The organism is Cupriavidus sp. SK-4 (assembly GCF_000611125.1).
GTDB classification, from domain to species: domain Bacteria; phylum Pseudomonadota; class Gammaproteobacteria; order Burkholderiales; family Burkholderiaceae; genus Cupriavidus; species Cupriavidus necator.
Genome location: NZ_JFJW01000137.1, coordinates 1 through 18,226, shown reverse-complemented (window position 1 = coordinate 18,226; position 18,226 = coordinate 1). Strand labels below are relative to the sequence as shown.

Here is an 18,226-nt window from a genome sequence, read left to right as displayed (position 1 = left end):
GTCGTGTCTGGCTTGGCGCGACGATCATGACTACCTGGCCATGCGACTCTCAACACCTACTCACGAATCTGCCAAGCCGGCCATTCAGCGCGACTCATTGGGGTGCTTGTCGGAGGCATTGCGATACGATCAGGCGCTTGCCGCCGGCGATCTCAATTTCTACCGCAAGAGTTCCGTGATTGAGTGGATGAGTCAGGTAGTGACCCCAGCTTCAGCACGAGGGTTTCTGGTTGGCGTCTCTCTGATGGAAGGCCATCGTCGACGCATTTTTCGTCCGAATCAGGCGAACATGCATGCATTCGAGGCAGGTTCCATCTATCTGCGGAACTTCCAGGATGACTACAAGGCGGATATGTATGGGACGTTTGATTTCGTACTTATCGAACTGCCGCGCCCCTTCATGGAGCGTACAGCCCTGGAACTCGGCTGCCCCGCAGGTCTTGAACTGCGGCATGCCGCGGCGCAGACGGACGTCGTGCTGGCCCATCTCGCCCAGGCACTCTTACCCGCGCTCGCGCGGCCTGAAGGTGCCAGCAGGTTGTTTATCGATCAACTCGGACACGTGATCGGCACTTACCTGGTCGAACACTATGGAGGTGTCAGTCGGGGACGCATTCACTCCATGGGCCGACTTTCGCCTCGCATACTTGCGCGGGCGCAGGAGTTCCTCACGGCGCGGCTGGACGACGGAAACGTGTCCATTGCCGAGGTTGCAGATGCGTGTCAATTGTCCCGAAGTCATTTTTCCCGGGCATTTCGGCAGAGTACCGGCAAAACACCACATGAATGGCTGCTGGAGCGTCGCCTCGAGCGCGCGGCGGCACTGCTGCGCAACACGGACTTGCCGATAGCTGGGATTGCTGCGTCGTGCGGCTTTGCCGATCAGAGCCATCTCACACGCAGCTTCTCTAAGAAGCTTGGCCTGACGCCGGGTGACTGGCGGAGCGGTCGGCAGGACTAGGCACGCCTAGGTGCCAGCACTTGCCAGCCATTATCTGGCCCGCGCTGAGCACAAAAAGACAATGGAGCGCACACGCGTTCAAGCCAAAGGGCTGGCGTAACACTACATTGCTGTCGGGCGCGTCGTATCTCCCCACATGGAGTCATGGGGTGATCGCGCCCCTGATGTCGATGCTACGTGGAGGCCCTACCGTGACTGCTGTATTACCGATGCGCGCCGCATCAGCGCCGCAGGACGACGCGGTGGTCCTTGTTGTCGATGATGACTTGCAGGTGCGAAACGCGCTGGGAAGCCTATTTCGTTCAGTCGGCATCCAAGCCGTGCTGCTCGGCTCCGCGGCCGAGCTTTTTTCCTTCGGCTTCCCAGATGCGCCTTGTTGCCTGGTTCTCGAAGTGCGCCTGAAGGGGCAAAGTGGCTTGGATGTGCAAGCCCGCATGGCAGAGCTCGGCATTCATATTCCCATCATCTTCATGACCGGCTACGGGGACATTCCGATGACGGTTGCTGCCATGAAGGCGGGGGCAGAACACTTTCTTTCCAAGCCGTTCCGTGAACAGGAACTGCTCGATGCCGTCACGGAGGCACTACAAAAGGAGGGCTCGCGACGTGAGCGCTTGTGCCGATTGGCTGCAGTGCGCGACTGCTTCCGTTCCCTGACGCCGCGGGAGAGCGAGGTCATGGCGCATGCTGCATCAGGTTTGACAAACAAGGAGATTGCCGCCGCCATGTGCATCAGCGTGGTGACTGTCAAAGTTCATCGATGCCAGGCAATGCGAAAAATGAGGGCTCGGAGTTTCGCCGATCTGGTGCTTCTTGCGCAAACTCTCGGTCTCGTGCTGCTTCCCTCTGAGTCCGAAGCTGACGAGCAGCCTGCCATCCGGCTGCGGCCTCGACAGCTTGGAACCGCAACCCTAGCGTAGCGACGGCATCGGGCAGCGTGCAGAGGACGAAGGTCATGTAAGGACGTCTCATCGATCCACTGCACGACATACTCACGATGGAGGAGAGTCCGTCTTGCGAGGACGTAATGCTCTTTCAATGCATCGGATCATGTCCGTGTCCTGAAATGGCTTGTAAAGAACGCACGTCGCACCCATTGCCATGGCACGCTGATCGAATCCCTCATGCGCAAATGCTGTCATGAAAATGACGGGCATATCGAGATTGCGCGCGCGCAGAGCCTCTATCAAAGCAAAGCCGTCCATACCGGGCATTTGCGCGTCTGTGATCACGCAGGACATGCAAGGCAGCGAAGTGCACCGCAGTAGCTCTTGACCGCCTCCGAACAATTGCACGCCAAGATCGAGCGAACGCAGCAGCCCCCCCATGGCATTTCGGACGGCGACATCGTCGTCAACTATTGCGATCGTGGGGCGAGCTATCACACTGACTCCTTGAACACGCGCTGAGCGCCGGCAATGCTCTGCTGGAAGAGTAACGCCGAACCGGTGCACACCCTATCATACGATGGTATTGCCGATTCCTCGGGTGCACGTGCCACGCTACGTTGCGATGAAGTCACGCTGGCCAGGAAAATCAGTCCCCCCGCGATAGTGAGCCAGCCAGCTGTTCTGTCCGATTCATACCAAGGTATTACATGCATAGCTGCGTCGAAATGGCGCCGCTCTGGGAGTTCTGATTGTCGGTGACCGGCGCGCCCGCAGCCGTGGTGAGAGTATCTCTGTTCATCGTGATTCTTCTTGTTGGTGAAGGAGATTGGGGGGCTTCGTTCCGGAGATCAGTACACGGATGCGAAACCAGAGGAGGCAGCCGATGAGTCACCCTTCCCCGCGCAGGACTGTCCTTCGCACAGTGCACTGCTCCGGCGACACGGGACCTGGCTATGGCCGACCACTTGTTTGGGGGCGAGTTCCGGGCCCGTACAGCAAGGTGACCGGACAGGCTTCCAAACGCCGATTCAGGTCAATGTCAGTTGCAGCGTGTCGTGATCCTGCAAAACCAGGAGAGATTAATTGGCGATTCAGGATGTGGCCATTGTCTGTTCGTATTAGCTGGCTGGGCGAGGGCATCTCGATTTCATTCGTCTGCCAATTCACTTCTGTTGGCTGTTCGCGCCATTGCGCCAAGTCAGGAAACTGAGCGCCGTCAGCAACACGGCTGGCAGCATTACACACCAGAGTGAAAGCATCGAATAGCCAAGGGCACCGAGAGCGGCGCCCGATGCGAAACCCGCGAGCGCCGGTACCATCTTTTTGAGCCGAGCGCGTATGGCTTTGCCTTCCGCCTCAGATGCGGATGGCAGGTCCACCAGGTCAATGATAATTTGCGTGGTATTTCCCGTCATGATCGTAGTGGGGCCAAGGTCCGACAAAGACGTCCGGGACAGTGAGTTCTGAATACCCATGGCCACTACGGCAAGCATGCCGGCGCCGACGGCTGCAGGCGTACTTGGATCGGAAATGGGAGAGGCGTGGACCCCGGCAACTATGAAGAGAACCAGCGCCACGGCCTCGGCAAACAGCAACAGCGAGGGTGCCGATTGTTTGTCCCGTACGATGCGTGACTCGGTCAACCTGGCGGCCGCAACCGCCAAGGCAAAAGTCGGCAGCGCAAGCAGTTTGGCGAGCAGACCCGCAGAATCACCGGCGATGTCGACGCCGATCATCACGAAGTTTCCTGTCACGTGTGCCGTAAACAGGCCGAATAGTGAAATGAACCCGACCACGTCTACATAGCCGGCGACGAAGGCCAGGATGCAGCCTAACGCCGGTCCTGAAAGATCAGCGCGGCGACCGGCGTCAGGAAGCTGTGTGGGTGTCAATGCGGTCTCTCACGATGGTTGGTCAGCGGACGGTCAGAAGCTGTGCCGCATCGCAATGGCGAACGTCTGCGGGTCTGCGCCAGCCTTGATGCCGAGGTTGTTGATGGCGAAGTCATAGGCCGCGTTGCTGCGGTTGTTGATGCGGCTGTAGTAGGCGTATAGCGCGGTTCGCTTGGAAAGGGGGTAGTCATAGCCGACGGTTACCTGAAATGCGCCGGTATCCGAACCACTTCGGACGGATCCAATCGTCTCCATAGCTGTGCCGGTGCCATCGCCGACAAAGGCGAAGCCGGCGCGTATGCTACCGGTGCCAAGCTGCTGTATCAGCGAGACATAGTAGCCATTGCGCGTAAGGTCTCCGGTGGCGGTACGATAATGCAGGCGTTCATACAGGGCACTGATGCGCGTCGAGGGGAACTGGTAGGAAATTCCTGCCTTGATTGCGTCGTCGTTGCGTCCGCTGGTCTGATAGTGCTGGTGGATTTCATAGGCAAGCGTCAGGTTCAGGTTGCCGTGGCCATAGGCCGTGGCAAAGGAATACAACGCTGGATTGCGCGGCACCGTGGTCTTTTCTTCCGGCAATCCCCAGGCGATGGCGCCGCTCAAGCCGTGCCACGTCGGCGACTGGTAGTGCAACGAGTTCTTCTGCCGTCGATCAAATGAGCTGGTGTTCTGGACATTGTCGCTGCTAGAGGCAGCGCCATTGCCTATCAGCGCCATGTAACCCGCAGTGGTGGGGTAATACGAGTCGTAGCTCTTGGTTGCACTTGTGTATGGCGTGTCCCAGTTGCCCATGAAGAGGGTGCCGTACGGGCTCTGAAGGCCGAGCCGGGTATCCCGCGCGGCGATCTGTCCAGCGCCGTTGTCAATCGACAGGGCGCTTTCGATTTGCCAGATCGCCTTGATCCCATTGGCCAACTGTTCCTCGCCCCGCATGCCGAACACAGAGCGGTTATTCGTGAGGCGTGCCGTATTGCCCAATCTGGTGCCGTCGGTAGCGGTGGTCACGGTCACATACTCGATTGCCGTGTTCAGCCGGCCATAGATCGTGACGTTGTTGTCCGCCAGGGCAGGTGCCGCGGCCGCGGACAAAGACGCAGCCAGGGCGACGTGAATGCGCCGGGGCGCGATTGCGTTAGTGCGGCTGGCAAGTGCTTCGGACTGCGTTCGGGAGCGGCTCATGCTGTTATTGGTTCCCTTCCTTGCTACGCGCGGGGAGGGATGCCGACGGTTCAACGGCCGTGTCCGCATTGGGCGGTGTACCCGTAATCTTCGGGACGCATTCGCCGCGGAACCATGCAATGGTGACTGGCTCGCCGGCCAGCATGCGCTTGACCGGCGGCACAACCTGCTCGCCAATCAGCATGCCCAGCAGCCCGATCAAAGCAATTGCGGGCGGCGCAGGCGAGCGGACCTGCATCAGTGCATAGATAATGCCGACCAGGATGCCGGCGCCAAGGGAGATGAGATAGAGCTTCATATGTGACAAGGTTGGAGAGGGGGAAATCGGTGCGGCGTCACGCCGGCGGCAAGCCCAGGCCGAGCAGGTGTCTTACGTGGGGCGGCTCGGCGCCCACGTGGAAGCTGGCCACGTCGCGCTGCACATCGGCATCGGCGTGCGGTACGCGCTGGTGCTGGCGCAGGTGCTCGGCCCACGACTCGACCAGGAACCACTCGGTCAGCAGTTCGGGGTTGGCCGGATCTTCCATCACGCCCCAGCTGAACGCACCGTCACGCAGACGCTCTTCCGACAGCTTGTGCACCGCATGCAGGAACGCATCGCGGTTGGCGGGCGGGATGCAGTATTCGATCAGGATCATCACCGGACCACGGTCGTGCGCGATCTCGCCGGCCATCTCCGGTTCGGGCCAGTGATGTGCGGGACCGAGGTCTTCTTCGCCGCGCGGCAGCCGCATGCGGTGCAGGATCAGCGCGGTAACGACCAGCCCCGCCGCGGCGATCAGCAGCGCATGCGGTGTGCCCAGTGCCTGCGCCACAAAGCCCCAGACCAGGCTGCCACCGGCCAGCGCGCCGTTGAACACCATCTGGTAGACCGCCAGCGCGCGGCCGCGCACCCAGTTCGGCAGGATCGCCTGCGCCGCGCCGCCGAGCGTGGTCAGCGCGATGATCCACGCGGCGCCGAGCAGCAACAGTAGCGGCAATGCCAGCCATACGGGCGGTGCGCTCGACAGCGCCGCCATGACAGCGGCCGTGACGATCGCGGACAACAGCACCATGCCATCTGCATCGAGCCGCTGCTGCAGTCTGGACATCGTCAGCGCGCCAAGGATCGCGCCAGCACCCACTGCGCCCAGCAACACGCCATAGAGGCCGGCACCGCCATGCAACAGCTGACGGGCTACCAGCGGCAACAATGCCCATACGCCGCTGCCGAAGGCAAAATGCACGGCGGCGCGCGCCAATACTACGTGCAGCTTGCTGTGCGCGCGCGTGAAGCGTAAGCCTGCTCGGAAAGCGCTGAAGAAGTGTTCGCGCAGCGGATCGCTTGGCTTTTCGGGACGCTTCCACCAGATCAGCGCTGCGATGACGAACACATAGCTGAGCAGGTCTGCGCTATACGTGGCAGCCGCGCCGAATGCCGCGAGCAGCAGACCCCCGGTAGCCGGTCCAATCGCACGGGCGACGTTCACGCCCAGCGAGTTCAGTGCCACGGCCTGTCGCAGCGTGCTCGGCGGCACAAGCTCGGGCACGATCGACTGCCACGTTGGCCCCATCATCGCCGCACCCACACCGCCGACGAACGCCAGCGCAATCAGGATTTCGATCGTTAGCGCCTGGCGCCACGCCAGCAGCATCAGCGTGCCGCTGACCATGGCCAGCCCGATCTGGACCACGATCAGGAAGCGGCGCCGGTCGAGGATGTCGGAGAGCACACCGGCCGGAATCGCTAGCAGGAAGACGGGCAGCGTGGCAGCCGCCTGGATCGCGGCGACCGCTGCCGGTGAAGTGGAAAGATCGGTTGCCAGCCATGCGCTGGCCACATCCCGCATGAAGCTGCCGATGTTACCGAGGACCGTGGCCACCCACAGTACCGCAAACGTGGGTTGGGCCAGCGGAGCAAACGTGCCGCCCGATGCAGGCTTGGCCGCAGAGATGGCAGATTGCGTCATGGTTGTCTCCGCGTGCGAAGGTCATCCCACGCCACGAGCAGGAACCCACCCACCAGGCCCAGATGTTCGAAGAACGCGTTAGCCATCATGAACTGCGCCTCGGGCGGTGCGCTCCAAAACCGGTTGGCCAGGAACGTGGCCATCAGCGTGAACGCCGCCAGCGCCAGTGCGCCTAGCCAGCGCCAGAAGCCGGTCAGGATCATTGCCGACGCACCAAGCTCCAGCGCAATCGTCGCCGCAGCCAGCGGCACGGCGGGCGACAGGCCGAAGTGCTGCATCTCTGCCACTGCGCTGGAGAAGTCGAACAGCTTGACCAATACGCCCTGCAGGTAGGCTGCGCACAGCAACAGCAGGGCGATCCAGCGCAGCCAGCGAGGCAGCCGGTGCGTGTTGTTGCCGGCCGTGGCTAGCGGGGGCGTCGAGATGGTCATGGCCGCTCTCCGATGTGGTCAACGTGGATCAGAATGCCCAGCACGAGCAGCCCAGCGCGCCCCAGAACGTGCTTTCGTCCGACGTCGGCACGCTCGAGGTCCACGCGTTGGCATGCGCATGGCCATGCACGCCGCACGAACTGGCGCAGCCGCACGCGGTGTTCAGCGCCAGTGCGCGCGCCTGGGCCTGCGGGCGCGGCTGGTACTGGCTGCCGTGGCGGGCCGGTGACCAGTCGGGCATCGCGGGCGGGATGTCGGGCGCATGCTCGCCGAATTCGCTGTCGCCATAGACCACCTTGCCGCCGAGCACGGTCAGCACCGACGTGATGTCCTGGATGTCGTCACCAGGCACCGAGTAGTAGTCGGCCGACAACACGGCCAGGTCGGCCAGCTGGCCCACCTTGATCTGGCCCTTCTTGCCCACTTCGGATGAGAACCACGTGTTGGCCTCGGTCCACAGGCGCAGCGCCGTTTCGCGATCGAGCAGGTTGGCCTGCGGGTACATCGACATGCCGCCCACGGTCTTGCCGGTGGTCAGCCAGTACAGCGAGACCCACGGGTTGTAAGAGGCCACGCGCGTGGCATCGGTGCCGGCGCCGACCTTCACGCCTCTTTCCAGCATCTTCTTGACCGGCGGCGTGGCTTCGGCAGCGCGTGCGCCATAGCGCTCGACAAAGTACTCGCCCTGGTAGGCCATGCGGTGCTGCACCGCGATACCGCCACCGAGCGCGGCGATGCGGTCGATATTGCGGTCGGAAATCGTCTCGGCGTGATCGAAGAACCAGTTCAGGCCGTTGAACGGGATGTCCTTGGCGACCTTCTCGTAGACGTCGAGCGCGCGCGTGATGGTCTGGTCATAGGTCGCATGCAGGCGCCACGGCCAGCGCTTTTCGGCCAGCAGGCGGATAACCGGCTCCAGATCGGCTTCCATCGACGGCGCCATGTCGGGGCGCTCGACACGGAAGTCCTCGAAGTCGGCCGCCGTGTAGACCAGCATTTCGCCGGCGCCATTGTGGCGATAGAGGTCATCGCCCTGGCCTGGCTTCACGGTCGACGTCCAGGTCTTGAAGTCGCTCAGCTCTTCCTTGGGCTTCTGCGTGAACAGGTTGTAGGCCAGGCGCACCGTGAGGTGGCCTTCCTTGTGCAGCTCCTCGATGATGTTGTAGTCCTCGGGGTAGTTCTGGTAGCCGCCGCCGGCGTCGATCACGCCGGTCACACCGAGCCGGTTCACCTCGCGCATGAAATGGCGTGTCGAGTTCTTCTGGTACTCGGGCGGCAGCTTCGGACCCTTGGCCAGCGTGGCGTAGAGGATCGTCGCGTTGGGCTTGGCCAGCAGCAGGCCGGTGGGGTTGCCGCGTGCATCGCGCACGATCTCGCCGCCCGGAGGGTTCGGCGTGTCCTTGGTGTAGCCAACGGCACGCAGTGCGGCGCCGTTCAGAATGGCGCGGTCGTAGAGGTGCAGGATGAACACCGGGGTGTCAGGCGCCACGGCATTCAGTTCGTCGATGGTCGGCAGGCGCTTTTCCACGAACTGGTGCTCAGTGAAGCCGCCCACCACGCGCACCCATTGCGGTGCGGGGGTGCGTGCCACTTGCTCCTTGAGCATGCGCATCGCATCGGCCAGCGAACGCACACCGTCCCAGCGCAACTCCATGTTGTAGTTCAGGCCGCCGCGGATGATGTGCATGTGGCTGTCAATCAGCCCGGGAATGGCCCGCCGGCCGTTCAGGTCGATCACCCTGGTCTGCGTTCCCGCCAGCTTCATGATGTCCTGGCGCGTACCCACCCCGACGAAGCGGCCGTCCTGGATGGCCACGGCGTCGGCCTGCGGATTGGCACGGTCGAGCGTGGCGAACTTGCCGTTGACGAGAATGAGGTCGGGAGTCGGGTTCGGTGACATGGCGAATAGTTCCGAAGAGGCTGCCGCACTGAGGGCGGCAGCCGAGGCGATGAAGTGCCGGCGGGTAATGTACATCTCGGCTTATGCGTTCAGGAAGGCCAGCAGGTCGGCATTGACCTGGTCGGCATTGATCACGCACATGCCATGCGATGCACCCGGATATACCTTGAGCGTGGCGTTCTTGACGATCTTGGCCGACAGGCGGGCCGAATTGTCGATGGGTACGATCTGGTCGTCGTCACCGTGCAGGATCAGCGTCGGCACGGTGATTTTCTTCAGGTCCCCGGTGTAGTCCACTTCCGAGAACTCCTTGATGCAGGCGTACTGGCCCAGGAGGCCACCGGTCATGCCCTGTGCCCAGAACGCATCGATGGTGCCTTGCGAAACCTTGGCTCCGGGCCGGTTGAAGCCGAAGAACGGCGTGGTCAGGTCCTTGTAGAATTGCGAGCGGTTTTCCGCCACGCCCTTGCGGATGCCGTCGAACACTTCCATCGGCAGGCCGTTCGGATTGGCCGCGGTCTTGAGCATGATAGGCGGCACCGCGCCAATCAGCACCGCCTTGGCCACGCGCTTCGTGCCATGACGGCCGATGTAGTGCGCCACTTCGCCGCCGCCGGTGGAGTGGCCGACCAGCGTTGCGCCCTTGATGTCGAGGGCGTCCAGCAGCGCGGCCAGGTCGTCGGCGTAGGTGTCCATGTTGTTGCCCTGCGCGGGCTGGTCCGAACGGCCATGGCCGCGACGGTCATGGGCGATCACCCGGAATCCCTTCTGGACCAGAAAGAGCATCTGGGCGTCCCAGGCGTCGGCATTGAGCGGCCAGCCGTGCGAGAACACCACCGGGCTGCCCGTGCCCCAGTCCTTGTAGAAGATGCGCGTGCCGTCTTTGGTCGTGACGTAGTGGCCCTGCTTCGTGGCGCGGCTGCTGGCCGGCGCGGCTTCCGCGGTCGTGGGCGTCAGTGCGGCAAGCGACGCCACCGATGCGGCCGCGGCGCCAACAGTGCTGCCTACCAGCAGTTGCCGGCGCGATGCATCGATGTTGTGACCTTGTTCCTGGGTGTGTTCCATTTGCATGATTAGGGCTGGCTGAATGTTGGCTCGAAATCCTGGATGAATGAGATCGCTGGTTGCATCGGCCTATGCACGGAATTCGTGCGTAGGCCGATGACCATCTTCTTCTTGATCAGCTAGCTGTTTAGCGTGCGGGCACCGGGGCGATGGATTCGTGCCCCGTAGCCGTGCGCTGGGCGGCCTTGTGGACCATCGTGTAGGCGTAGTCGACACCCATGCCATAGGCGCCCGAGTGTTCCTTCACCAGCTTCATGACGGCGTCATAGGTGTCGCGGTGGGCCCAGTCGCGTTGCCATTCCAGCAGCACCTGCTGCCAGGTCACCGGCACGGCGCCGGCCTGCACCATGCGTTGCATGGCGTAGTCGTGGGCTTCCTTGCTGGTGCCGCCCGAAGCGTCGGCCACCATGTAGATCTCATAGTTGCCTTCGAGCATGGCGCACAGCGCGAAGGTGGTGTTGCAGACCTCGGTCCACAGGCCGGCCACGATCACCTTGTTGCGGCCGTTGGCCTTGAGCGCATCGCGCACCTTCTGGTCGTCCCACGAGTTCATCGAGGTGCGCTCAAGCGTCTTCTGGTCCGGGAACACGTCGAGCAGTTCCGGATAGGTGAAGCCCGAGAACGACTCGCTCTCGACGGTGGTGATCGTCGTCGGGATATTGAAGATCTTTGCCGCCTTGGCCAGGCCGACGACGTTGTTCTTCATCGCCTGGCGGTCCATCGACTGGACGCCGAACGCCATCTGCGGTTGGTGGTCGATGAAAATCAGCTGGCTGTTCTGCGGGGTGAGGACTTCAAGCTTGGGGTTCGACATTGCGTTGCTCCTGTTTGGGGGGGGCGAGAGTAAGGCTGCCGTGGCATCACCGCCGGGGCAGAGCCGCGTCGGGGCGGCTTGGCATAAGGGCCGCGACCGGCGTTTGTGTCCGGAACGCAACCTGAGGGAAGAATAGTCGGCGCTGTCGGCCGTCGCTATTGTCGATTCGTATTAGCCGTCCGCTGCCTTGGTTTCATCGCGAAGCCGCCAGGCCGTGCTACAGCAAATAGGGAGTGGCTTCGCCAACCCTTGCGGCGTAGGAAGGCATTGGGGCTGCGTGCGGGTTCGATGTGCGTTAGCCTGCAAACTGGCCGGCTGGGCCAGCCGCCAACTGTCACGCTGAACTAACCCCATGGTATAAGTAGTCCATGATCCCGGTCTTGTGATGTAATGATTAGTTTTGCGGGGTCATGGCGGCGGGAGTGGGCCTGCCCAAACCTCGCGCACCGATGGGTGCGCTGGAGATAGACTGTGACAATCAACAGCTTCGTAACCGCGGACACCAGTGCGAGTGATGAAGCGATGGTGCTGATCGTTGATGACGACGCGATGCTTCGCGGCGCGTTGGAGAACCTCTTCCGATCAGTCGGGATGCGCGTCGCACTGTTCGCATCCGCTGCCGAACTGCTAGCATTCGCGTTCCCGGACGCGCCCACTTGCCTTCTGCTCGATGTCAGGCTCCGCGGGCAGAGTGGCCTGGACCTGCAGACCCGGCTGTGCCAAATGGGCATCCAGGTCCCAATCATTTTTATGACTGGTCACGGCGACATCCCCATGACCGTTGCCGCTATGAAGGCTGGTGCTGAAGATTTTTTGGCGAAGCCATTCCGCGAGCAGGACCTGCTCGATGCCGTGGCGGCCGCCTTGCAAAAGGTTCGGCATCGCCGCCATGGCATGCGTAAGCTGGATGAACTGCGAGCCAGCTACCAGAGCCTGACGCCGCGCGAGGCCGAGGTCATGCGCATGGTGGTGGCGGGTCTGCTGAACAAGCAGATCGCCAGCGAGCTAAGTATCAGCGAGGTCACCGTGAAAATTCATCGCGGCCAGGCCATGCGCAAGATGAAGGCGCGCACCTTTGCCGAGCTTGTATTGATGGCACAGCAACTCGGCATTTGCGAGGCGCCGCATTGAGTTCCTGTAGCCTCCCGCTGTCGGCGGCATCTAGTCCTGAGGCGGCAGGGTGAACTGAAACACGGCCCCGCAAGGCACATTGGGGCTCGCCCACAGCCGCCCTCCGTGTGCCTCGACGATCAACCGGCAGATCGCCAGGCCCATGCCCAGACCCTCCGCCTTGGTAGTGAAGAAGGTCTGGAAAACCCGCTCCAGATCTTGCGGCTCCAGCCCGATGCCGGCATCCTGAACGGCAACCAGCACAGCCCCCGATGCATCGAGGCGCGACCGGATCAGCAGTTCCCGCGGCCGCTCTGCCACCTCTTTCATTGCCTCGATGCTATTCATCATCAGGTTCAGGAGCACCTGCTGCAACTGCACCCGGTTACCCACAACCGGTGGCAGGTCAGGCGCCAGCTCCGTCCGGAGCAGGACTTGATGGCGGCCTAGCTCTCCCTGGATGAGGGCAATCGTGTCTTCGATAAGGGTGTTCATGTCAAGGCGCGCCGTGACGGCGGCCGTCTTCTTAAGCAGCGCACGCATTCCTCCAATCACTGCGCCAGCCCGATGGCCATCCTGAACGATGCGCCCCAACGTCTCTCGCACCTCGGCGAGATCGGGCGGCTGGCGAGCGAGCCAGCGCAGGGCCGCATTGGCGTTGGTGACGATGGCGGCCAGCGGCTGGTTGACCTCGTGAGCGATTGAGGCGGTCAGCGCGTTCAACGTCGTCACGCGGGTAACGTGTGCCAGTTCGGCCTGTGCCTGGTGCAGCGCCTCCTCGGCGCGCTTGCGCTCGGTTAGATCAAGTATGTAGGAGACACCTTGGTCCCCACCCTCTTCGAATGTCGCGCACCCTAGCAGGACGAGCACGCGGCTTCCATCCTTGCGGAAGAACTCTTTTTCGAACGGCGGCAAGGTCCCGCTGATCCGGAGGTCCTGGAGCAACCGTGCGTCACGCTCGCGCCAGTCCGGGGGCGTCAGGTCCGTCCAGCGCAAGGGGGCCGAGGCGAGATCCTCGCGGTCGTAGCCCAGCATGCGGAGGAACGCGTCATTGGCCTCGAGGATTCGGCCGTCCAGGTGCCAGATGCAGATCCCGATGATGTTGGCCTCGACCAGGCGCTGGATCTTCGCTTCGCGTTGTGCGAGATCCCGATACAAACAAGTAATCTCCAGGGCGATCGCGGCCTGCGAGGCGAGCATCTTCAGTACGGCGGTTCGGCTCGGCGCGAAGACGCGTGGCGAGAGGTTGTTCTCGAGGTAGAGCACCCCGATGAGCTTGGCCTGTGTGAGCAATGGCAGGCAGAGAATCGATCGGGCATGATGCTGCAGAATGTATGGATCGGCGGAAAACGGGTGCTGTGTCGCGGCATTGTCGAGAATGATGCTCTCGCGGGTGCGCAGGACATAGTGGAGCACCGATGCCGGCAGCGCAGTCGCAGTCACGCTCTTGTCGCGGAGCTGCACCGTGACAATATCGCCACCGGTCGTAGCCTCTGCTGCGATGCGCTGCTCGGCCCCTCGGGGCAGGATCAGCAGTCCCCGTTCCGCGCCGGCCTGTTCAATCGCGGTGCGCATGAGTGTGTCGAGCAATTTGTCCAGGACGATCTCGCCGGACACAGCTTGCGACACGGCAATCACGGTGGCGAGGTCCAGGTGTTCGACCGGCGCCCCGATCGTCGTCGTCGGTGCGGGTGCTCGCTCTTCCCCCCAGAGGTGCGGATACAACGCATCGAGTTGCCGCACCTTGCCGCCGGCGCCCCAGCGGAGATAGCCATGGCGGGCATCCTGCAAATACACGCGCGCAATCTTTTCAAAGCCACGCGCAGCATAGAATCGCGCGGCCAACTCGTTGGCGAGCGCCTGGTTATGGATGAAATCATTGTCCTGCGCGGAGCGGATGGCCTGCTCGTAGAGGCGCATTGCATCAACTTCGCGCCCATCGAGGCGGGCGATTTCCGCGCCAACCAATGCGGCTCTGTTCTCGAAATTCTCCGGACAATGCTCGGACCAGACAAGGAGCTGGCGATGATGTGCGGCCAATGCCTCCAGGTGCCGGGTCCGTTCTGGCGCGGTGGCCGTGCCGCAACATGCGGCCCGCGCCAACGCTGCGTAGAAGTGGTATTCCGCCTGCTCGAAGAACGATGGCGATGTCCAGAGGAGACTTTCTGCCCTGTCCGCCGCCGTTATGGCGGCTGCGTGGTCGTCGGCGAGGAAGCGTGCCTGCAGTTTTCGGATCCAGTACCAGCAGGTGGCGAGGGCGGGGCCCGGAGCCTCATCCAGATACCGCTCAAACTGCTCCTCGCTGAAATCATCATCATCGAAGACGCCGAACACCGGGGTCAGTCCGCGCAGAGTTCGCGCCAGCTGGAGCTGGGGAGTAACCCGGTCGACGGCGAGACCGAAGCTCGCCCGGCGCGCGAAGCCGATCGTGGCCTCAGCTTCGTTCTGCACCTCGGCAAGCGGATCGCCGCAGGCGAGCAACTGCGTAATGAGGTTGTTGCGCGCGAAGGACGCGTAGGTAAGGTCACCAAGCTTGCTGGCCACGTCGAAAGCGCGCCGCACCAGGCTGCGCGCGGCACGGATGGGTTGCGTCCATTGCATCACGTGGCCGCCGAAAGCCTGGTAGACGCGGGCCCTGAAGCGGTCCAGCCCGCGCTGCTCGACCAGGTTCAGGCCGAGCTGGCCGAAGCGGAATGCCGCCTTGTAGTCGCCGGACCGAGGCCCCAGGAGCATGCCGAGCCAGGTATAGGCGAGGCACGACGCGTCGCTGTTGCCATGCTCGAGGCTGAGGTTTGCCATCCGCCCGATGATGAGGGAGCCCAGGTTCACGTCGGTGTACCAGGCCGGCAGCATCAGCGCGGTCAGGACATCCATGGTCTCGCACGCGACCGCATTGGTCATCATCGGCAGGTCGAGCAGCGCCTCGATCGGGCGGTCGCCAAGTTGCCGCCACATCCGGTCGTATTCCTGCAGAACCTCCTCATCTGTCGGGTGTGCCGAACACTGGACGCCGGCGCGGTACAGGTAGTCGAGGCCCACCTCGACGGCGCGCTCGCGCTGGCCGAGGGCCAGAAACAGCTCCAGCCGCAGCTGGGTGACGGAGGCCAGATCGGGGAGGCTGGCGGCACGGCACGCAAGCTCGGCCAGGCGCGCGTCCGCCGCGGCCGGCGCGCCGGTCAGAAATTCGCATTCGGCGAGATGGAACTCGAGCGCGAAGGCAAACTTGGGCCGGCGCTTCCAGGCGTCCCCCTGCATGAGCGCTGCACCGGCGGTGAGATAGGTCAGCGCCGAGGCGTAGGCCGTGGACGCCTTGGCGCGCTGGCCGGCGAGCAGATTCAGCTCGGCCACTTGCTCTCGCTCCTCGGCCGCGGTGATAAGGTCGGCGCCACGGTTGAGCTGGCCGACGATCTCGAAGACACGCTCCGCTATTGCCTCAGGCGGCGTGCCCGCAGCGAGCCGTCTGCCAATAGCGAGGTGCGCTGCCGGCCGCGCGTCTTCAGGAATCAGCGCGTAGGCCGCCTCCTGGATACGATCGTGCAGGAATCGGTAGGTATTTCCCAAACGCAACACAAGTCCGGCGCGTACTGCCGGCCACAGAGCCGCGTCCAGCACCGCCTCGCTGGCATCCTGGACCATGGCCAGGGTAGCGATCGCCGCGTCATTACCGAGACACGCCAACTGCTTCAGGGCGCTACGGGTCGCCGCTGGAAGGCGCCTCAGCTTGGCGAGCATGAGATCGACCACATTGTCGGTGAAGCCCTTGGACCGAATCTGCTCAAGGTCCCAAGACCAGCGCGCGCCACGATGATCGAAAACAAGCAGCCCCTCTTCGGTCAGGGCGGTAAGGAACTGGATGGCGAAAAATGGGTTACCGCCAGTCTTCTCCTGCACCAGGCGGGCCAGAGGTGCGGCGTCCCCAGGTGCGCATTGCAAGGCATCGACGATGAGTCTGCTTACATCTTCGAACCCAAGGGGGGAAAGTGCGATGTCATTTACCCGCCCCCCGGCCTGGCGGATTGCCGACAATCGCAGTAGCAACGGATGTCCGGGCTTGACGTCGTCATTCCGATAGGCTCCGATCAGCAGCACGTGGCGTACCTCCGGCTGGGTCGCCAGATACTCGAGCAGATCGAGTGTTGCCGCGTCCAGCCACTGCAGGTCGTCGAGAAAGAGTGCCAGCGGATGCGCGGGTTGGGCAAAGACGGCAAGCAGGCGCTGGAAAACCATCTGGAATCGGTGCTGCTCGTCGCCCGGCGGCAGCTCCGGAACCGGCGCCTGCGGCCCCAGAATCAGCCCGAGCTCGGGTATGAGCGGCACCATGAGGCCGCCATTCGGGCCCAGCGCCTGCGCCAGTGCGGCGCGCCAGGGCGCCAAGTCGGCCTCGCTCTTGCCCAGTAGTGGGCGGACCAGACTCTGGAAAGCCTGTGCCAACGTCGCATACGGGATGTCTCGCTTGTATTGATCGAACTTGCCCGAGGCGAAAAGGCCGTTCCTGGATACGAGTGCGCTGCGCAATGCAAGCACGACCGAGGTCTTCCCGATGCCGGCGTAGCCGGAGACCAGCACAATCTCCGGCGTGCCCTGGGTTACTACCCTGTCGAAGGCAGCGAGCAAGGTCTCAATCTCGCGCTCCCGTCCGTAGAGCCGTTCCGGAATCAACGGCCGATCAGGCAGGTCATGCTCGCCAAGCGGGAAGGTGTCAACGCGTCCCAGGCTTTCCCATGCGGTCAGGCTGCGCCGTAGATCGGCCTCCAGTCCGGCTGCCGTCTGGTAGCGCTCCTCCGCTGTCTTGGCGAGCAGCTTCATCACGATGGCGGAGAGCAAGGCCGGGATCGACGGTACCCGCTGCGCCGGCGGTACTGGCTGCCGGGCGAGATGACTGTGCAGCAGATCCATCGGGTCGTCGGTGGCAAACGGCAGCACGCCGGTGAGCATTTGGTAGAGCGTGACACCAAGCGAATAGAGGTCGCTGCGCGCGTCGATTGGCCGGTTCATGCGTCCGGTCTGCTCGGGGGCCATGTAGGCCAGCGTGCCGGCGATTTCTTCCGGTGGCGCCAGTCCCTGGCGCTCGCGCGACAGGCGCGTGGCAATGCCGAAGCCTGTCAGCCGCGCCTCGCCAAGGGCATCATTCACCAGGATATGGGCCGGCTTGAGGTCCTTGTGAATAAGACCCCGCTGGTGGAGTTGGTCCAGGGCCGCGGCGATGCTGACGGCCTGGCGCAAGAAACGGCCCACTTCCATGGGGGCACCCAGTAGCCCGGCAAGCGGCTCGCCGCCGGGGTCCTCAAGCAGCAAAACAGTCCGACCATGTTCCCCCACAAGCTCTAGCGGACGTACTGCCCAACTGCCGTCCAGCTCACCCTTCAAGCCGTATTCGTGCGCGAGGCGAGCGAGGGTAGAGGGGGGCGGGTGCTCGGCTGCGGGCCTCACAGCCAGCACAGCCTTGGGCTCGCCATCCGGACCGAGGAGCCAGCCTCGACCGACAACGCGATCGCCGTCCTCCCATGCGACCTGGAAGCCGACGCCCGTCTCAGTGCCGAAGGAAAACAATGAGTTCATCTGCCGTGTTCCGCTCTCAAGACGATAACTGCCTTTGGTGTTTCTGGACCGGATGCATCGAACCAATGTCTCCGCAACTGTCGTACCGGTGAGCTGGTCACGGCGGCCGAGCGAAACAATTTTGCCACGGGCTACGCCTTAAGGGTTCGTGTGCCTGTCTCGCATCACCGAGTCCGAGTCCGCCCGCGTTTTTGTTCTCCTGATCTGGGCCTCTACTCAGCGAGTCAAAGATCCGCTCCCGTCAGCGGGTCAATGGCGGGACCGCTATTCCTGATACCCTGGACCAGTTGCGTGCAGCGCAACCGGACCGCGGCATCGATCTTGAGGTGAAGGGCAATGTTCAGGGTGTTTGGGACGGTTTGCGCTGCATTCAGTACCTGATTGATCTTCGCCCGCCCTCCAACTTTCTCCCGAAGCTGTGGAGATTCCGTAATATTCCGAGTGTAGTGGTCAAGTTATTTCGGACAGGCAGA

General features: G+C 62.9%; 13 protein-coding genes. 3 read left to right on the top strand and 10 right to left on the bottom strand.

From position 1 onward, the window contains the following. The first annotated feature begins 40 nt into the window (after positions 1-40). A complete protein-coding gene (locus CF68_RS27435) occupies positions 41-961 on the top strand; it encodes an AraC family transcriptional regulator (RefSeq protein WP_051591707.1) in 921 nt (306 codons plus the stop codon). A 209-nt stretch (positions 962-1,170) separates the two neighbouring features. After that, a complete protein-coding gene (locus CF68_RS27430; protein ID WP_035825104.1) occupies positions 1,171-1,881 on the top strand; it encodes a response regulator transcription factor in 711 nt (236 codons plus the stop codon). A gap of 72 nt (positions 1,882-1,953) precedes the next feature. Here CF68_RS27430 and CF68_RS27425 read toward each other — a convergent pair whose 3' ends face one another. The 9 genes from CF68_RS27425 to CF68_RS27385 all read right to left on the bottom strand — a co-directional run bounded on the left by CF68_RS27425 (position 1,954) and on the right by CF68_RS27385 (position 11,084). Beyond that, positions 1,954-2,346, bottom strand: coding sequence for a response regulator transcription factor (locus CF68_RS27425; RefSeq protein WP_035825102.1), 393 nt, complete (start codon positions 2,344-2,346; stop codon positions 1,954-1,956). A 668-nt stretch (positions 2,347-3,014) separates the two neighbouring features. Then, the gene (locus CF68_RS27420) at positions 3,015-3,743 is read right to left on the bottom strand and encodes a YoaK family protein (RefSeq protein WP_035825099.1); all 729 of its coding nucleotides are present in this window, start codon (positions 3,741-3,743) and stop codon (positions 3,015-3,017) included. 33 nt (positions 3,744-3,776) lie between these two features. Next, on the bottom strand, positions 3,777-4,925 hold the full coding sequence (locus CF68_RS27415; RefSeq protein WP_235205900.1) for a porin: 1,149 nt from the start codon (positions 4,923-4,925) through the stop codon (positions 3,777-3,779). A 4-nt stretch (positions 4,926-4,929) separates the two neighbouring features. Then, entirely contained in the window at positions 4,930-5,223 is a 294-nt protein-coding gene (locus CF68_RS27410) for a XapX domain-containing protein (RefSeq protein ID WP_013951979.1), read from the bottom strand. 37 nt (positions 5,224-5,260) lie between these two features. Then, positions 5,261-6,874, bottom strand: a complete 1,614-nt coding sequence (locus tag CF68_RS27405; protein WP_035825096.1) for an MFS transporter — start codon at positions 6,872-6,874, stop codon at positions 5,261-5,263. Beyond that, the gene (locus CF68_RS27400) at positions 6,871-7,305 is read right to left on the bottom strand and encodes a DoxX family protein (RefSeq protein ID WP_035825094.1); all 435 of its coding nucleotides are present in this window, start codon (positions 7,303-7,305) and stop codon (positions 6,871-6,873) included. Before CF68_RS27400 ends, CF68_RS27405 begins: the two co-directional genes overlap by 4 nt. Before the next feature lie 28 nt (positions 7,306-7,333). Continuing rightward, positions 7,334-9,280, bottom strand: coding sequence for an amidohydrolase (locus tag CF68_RS27395; protein WP_035825092.1), 1,947 nt, complete (start codon positions 9,278-9,280; stop codon positions 7,334-7,336). A 6-nt stretch (positions 9,281-9,286) separates the two neighbouring features. Continuing rightward, a complete protein-coding gene (locus CF68_RS27390; protein WP_051591706.1) occupies positions 9,287-10,276 on the bottom strand; it encodes an alpha/beta fold hydrolase in 990 nt (329 codons plus the stop codon). Positions 10,277-10,397: 121 nt separating this feature from the next. Beyond that, positions 10,398-11,084, bottom strand: a complete 687-nt coding sequence (locus CF68_RS27385) for a hydrolase (protein WP_013951984.1) — start codon at positions 11,082-11,084, stop codon at positions 10,398-10,400. 522 nt (positions 11,085-11,606) lie between these two features. On the opposite strand from CF68_RS27385, the gene CF68_RS27380 reads away from it, so the two are divergent. After that, entirely contained in the window at positions 11,607-12,215 is a 609-nt protein-coding gene (locus CF68_RS27380) for a response regulator transcription factor (protein ID WP_051591708.1), read from the top strand. Positions 12,216-12,245: 30 nt separating this feature from the next. Here CF68_RS27380 and CF68_RS27375 read toward each other — a convergent pair whose 3' ends face one another. Continuing rightward, positions 12,246-17,753 (bottom strand): trifunctional serine/threonine-protein kinase/ATP-binding protein/sensor histidine kinase, encoded by a 5,508-nt coding sequence (locus CF68_RS27375; protein WP_035825087.1) that lies wholly within the window; start codon positions 17,751-17,753, stop codon positions 12,246-12,248. Positions 17,754-18,226: the final 473 nt, after the last annotated feature.

Bases quoted from the DNA above. Each gene is read 5' to 3' on its own strand.
- CF68_RS27435 (WP_051591707.1), top strand. From the start codon at position 41: ATGCGACTCTCAACACCTACTCACGAATCTGCCAAGCCGGCCATTCAG.
- CF68_RS27430 (WP_035825104.1), top strand. From the start codon at position 1,171: ATGCGCGCCGCATCAGCGCCGCAGGACGACGCGGTGGTCCTTGTTGTC.
- CF68_RS27415 (WP_235205900.1), bottom strand. From the start codon at position 4,925: ATGAGCCGCTCCCGAACGCAGTCCGAAGCACTTGCCAGCCGCACTAAC.
- CF68_RS27410 (WP_013951979.1), bottom strand. From the start codon at position 5,223: ATGAAGCTCTATCTCATCTCCCTTGGCGCCGGCATCCTGGTCGGCATT.
- CF68_RS27405 (WP_035825096.1), bottom strand. From the start codon at position 6,874: ATGACGCAATCTGCCATCTCTGCGGCCAAGCCTGCATCGGGCGGCACG.
- CF68_RS27400 (WP_035825094.1), bottom strand. From the start codon at position 7,305: ATGACCATCTCGACGCCCCCGCTAGCCACGGCCGGCAACAACACGCAC.
- CF68_RS27395 (WP_035825092.1), bottom strand. From the start codon at position 9,280: ATGTACATTACCCGCCGGCACTTCATCGCCTCGGCTGCCGCCCTCAGT.
- CF68_RS27390 (WP_051591706.1), bottom strand. From the start codon at position 10,276: ATGCAAATGGAACACACCCAGGAACAAGGTCACAACATCGATGCATCG.
- CF68_RS27385 (WP_013951984.1), bottom strand. From the start codon at position 11,084: ATGTCGAACCCCAAGCTTGAAGTCCTCACCCCGCAGAACAGCCAGCTG.
- CF68_RS27380 (WP_051591708.1), top strand. From the start codon at position 11,607: ATGGTGCTGATCGTTGATGACGACGCGATGCTTCGCGGCGCGTTGGAG.
- CF68_RS27375 (WP_035825087.1), bottom strand. From the start codon at position 17,753: ATGAACTCATTGTTTTCCTTCGGCACTGAGACGGGCGTCGGCTTCCAG.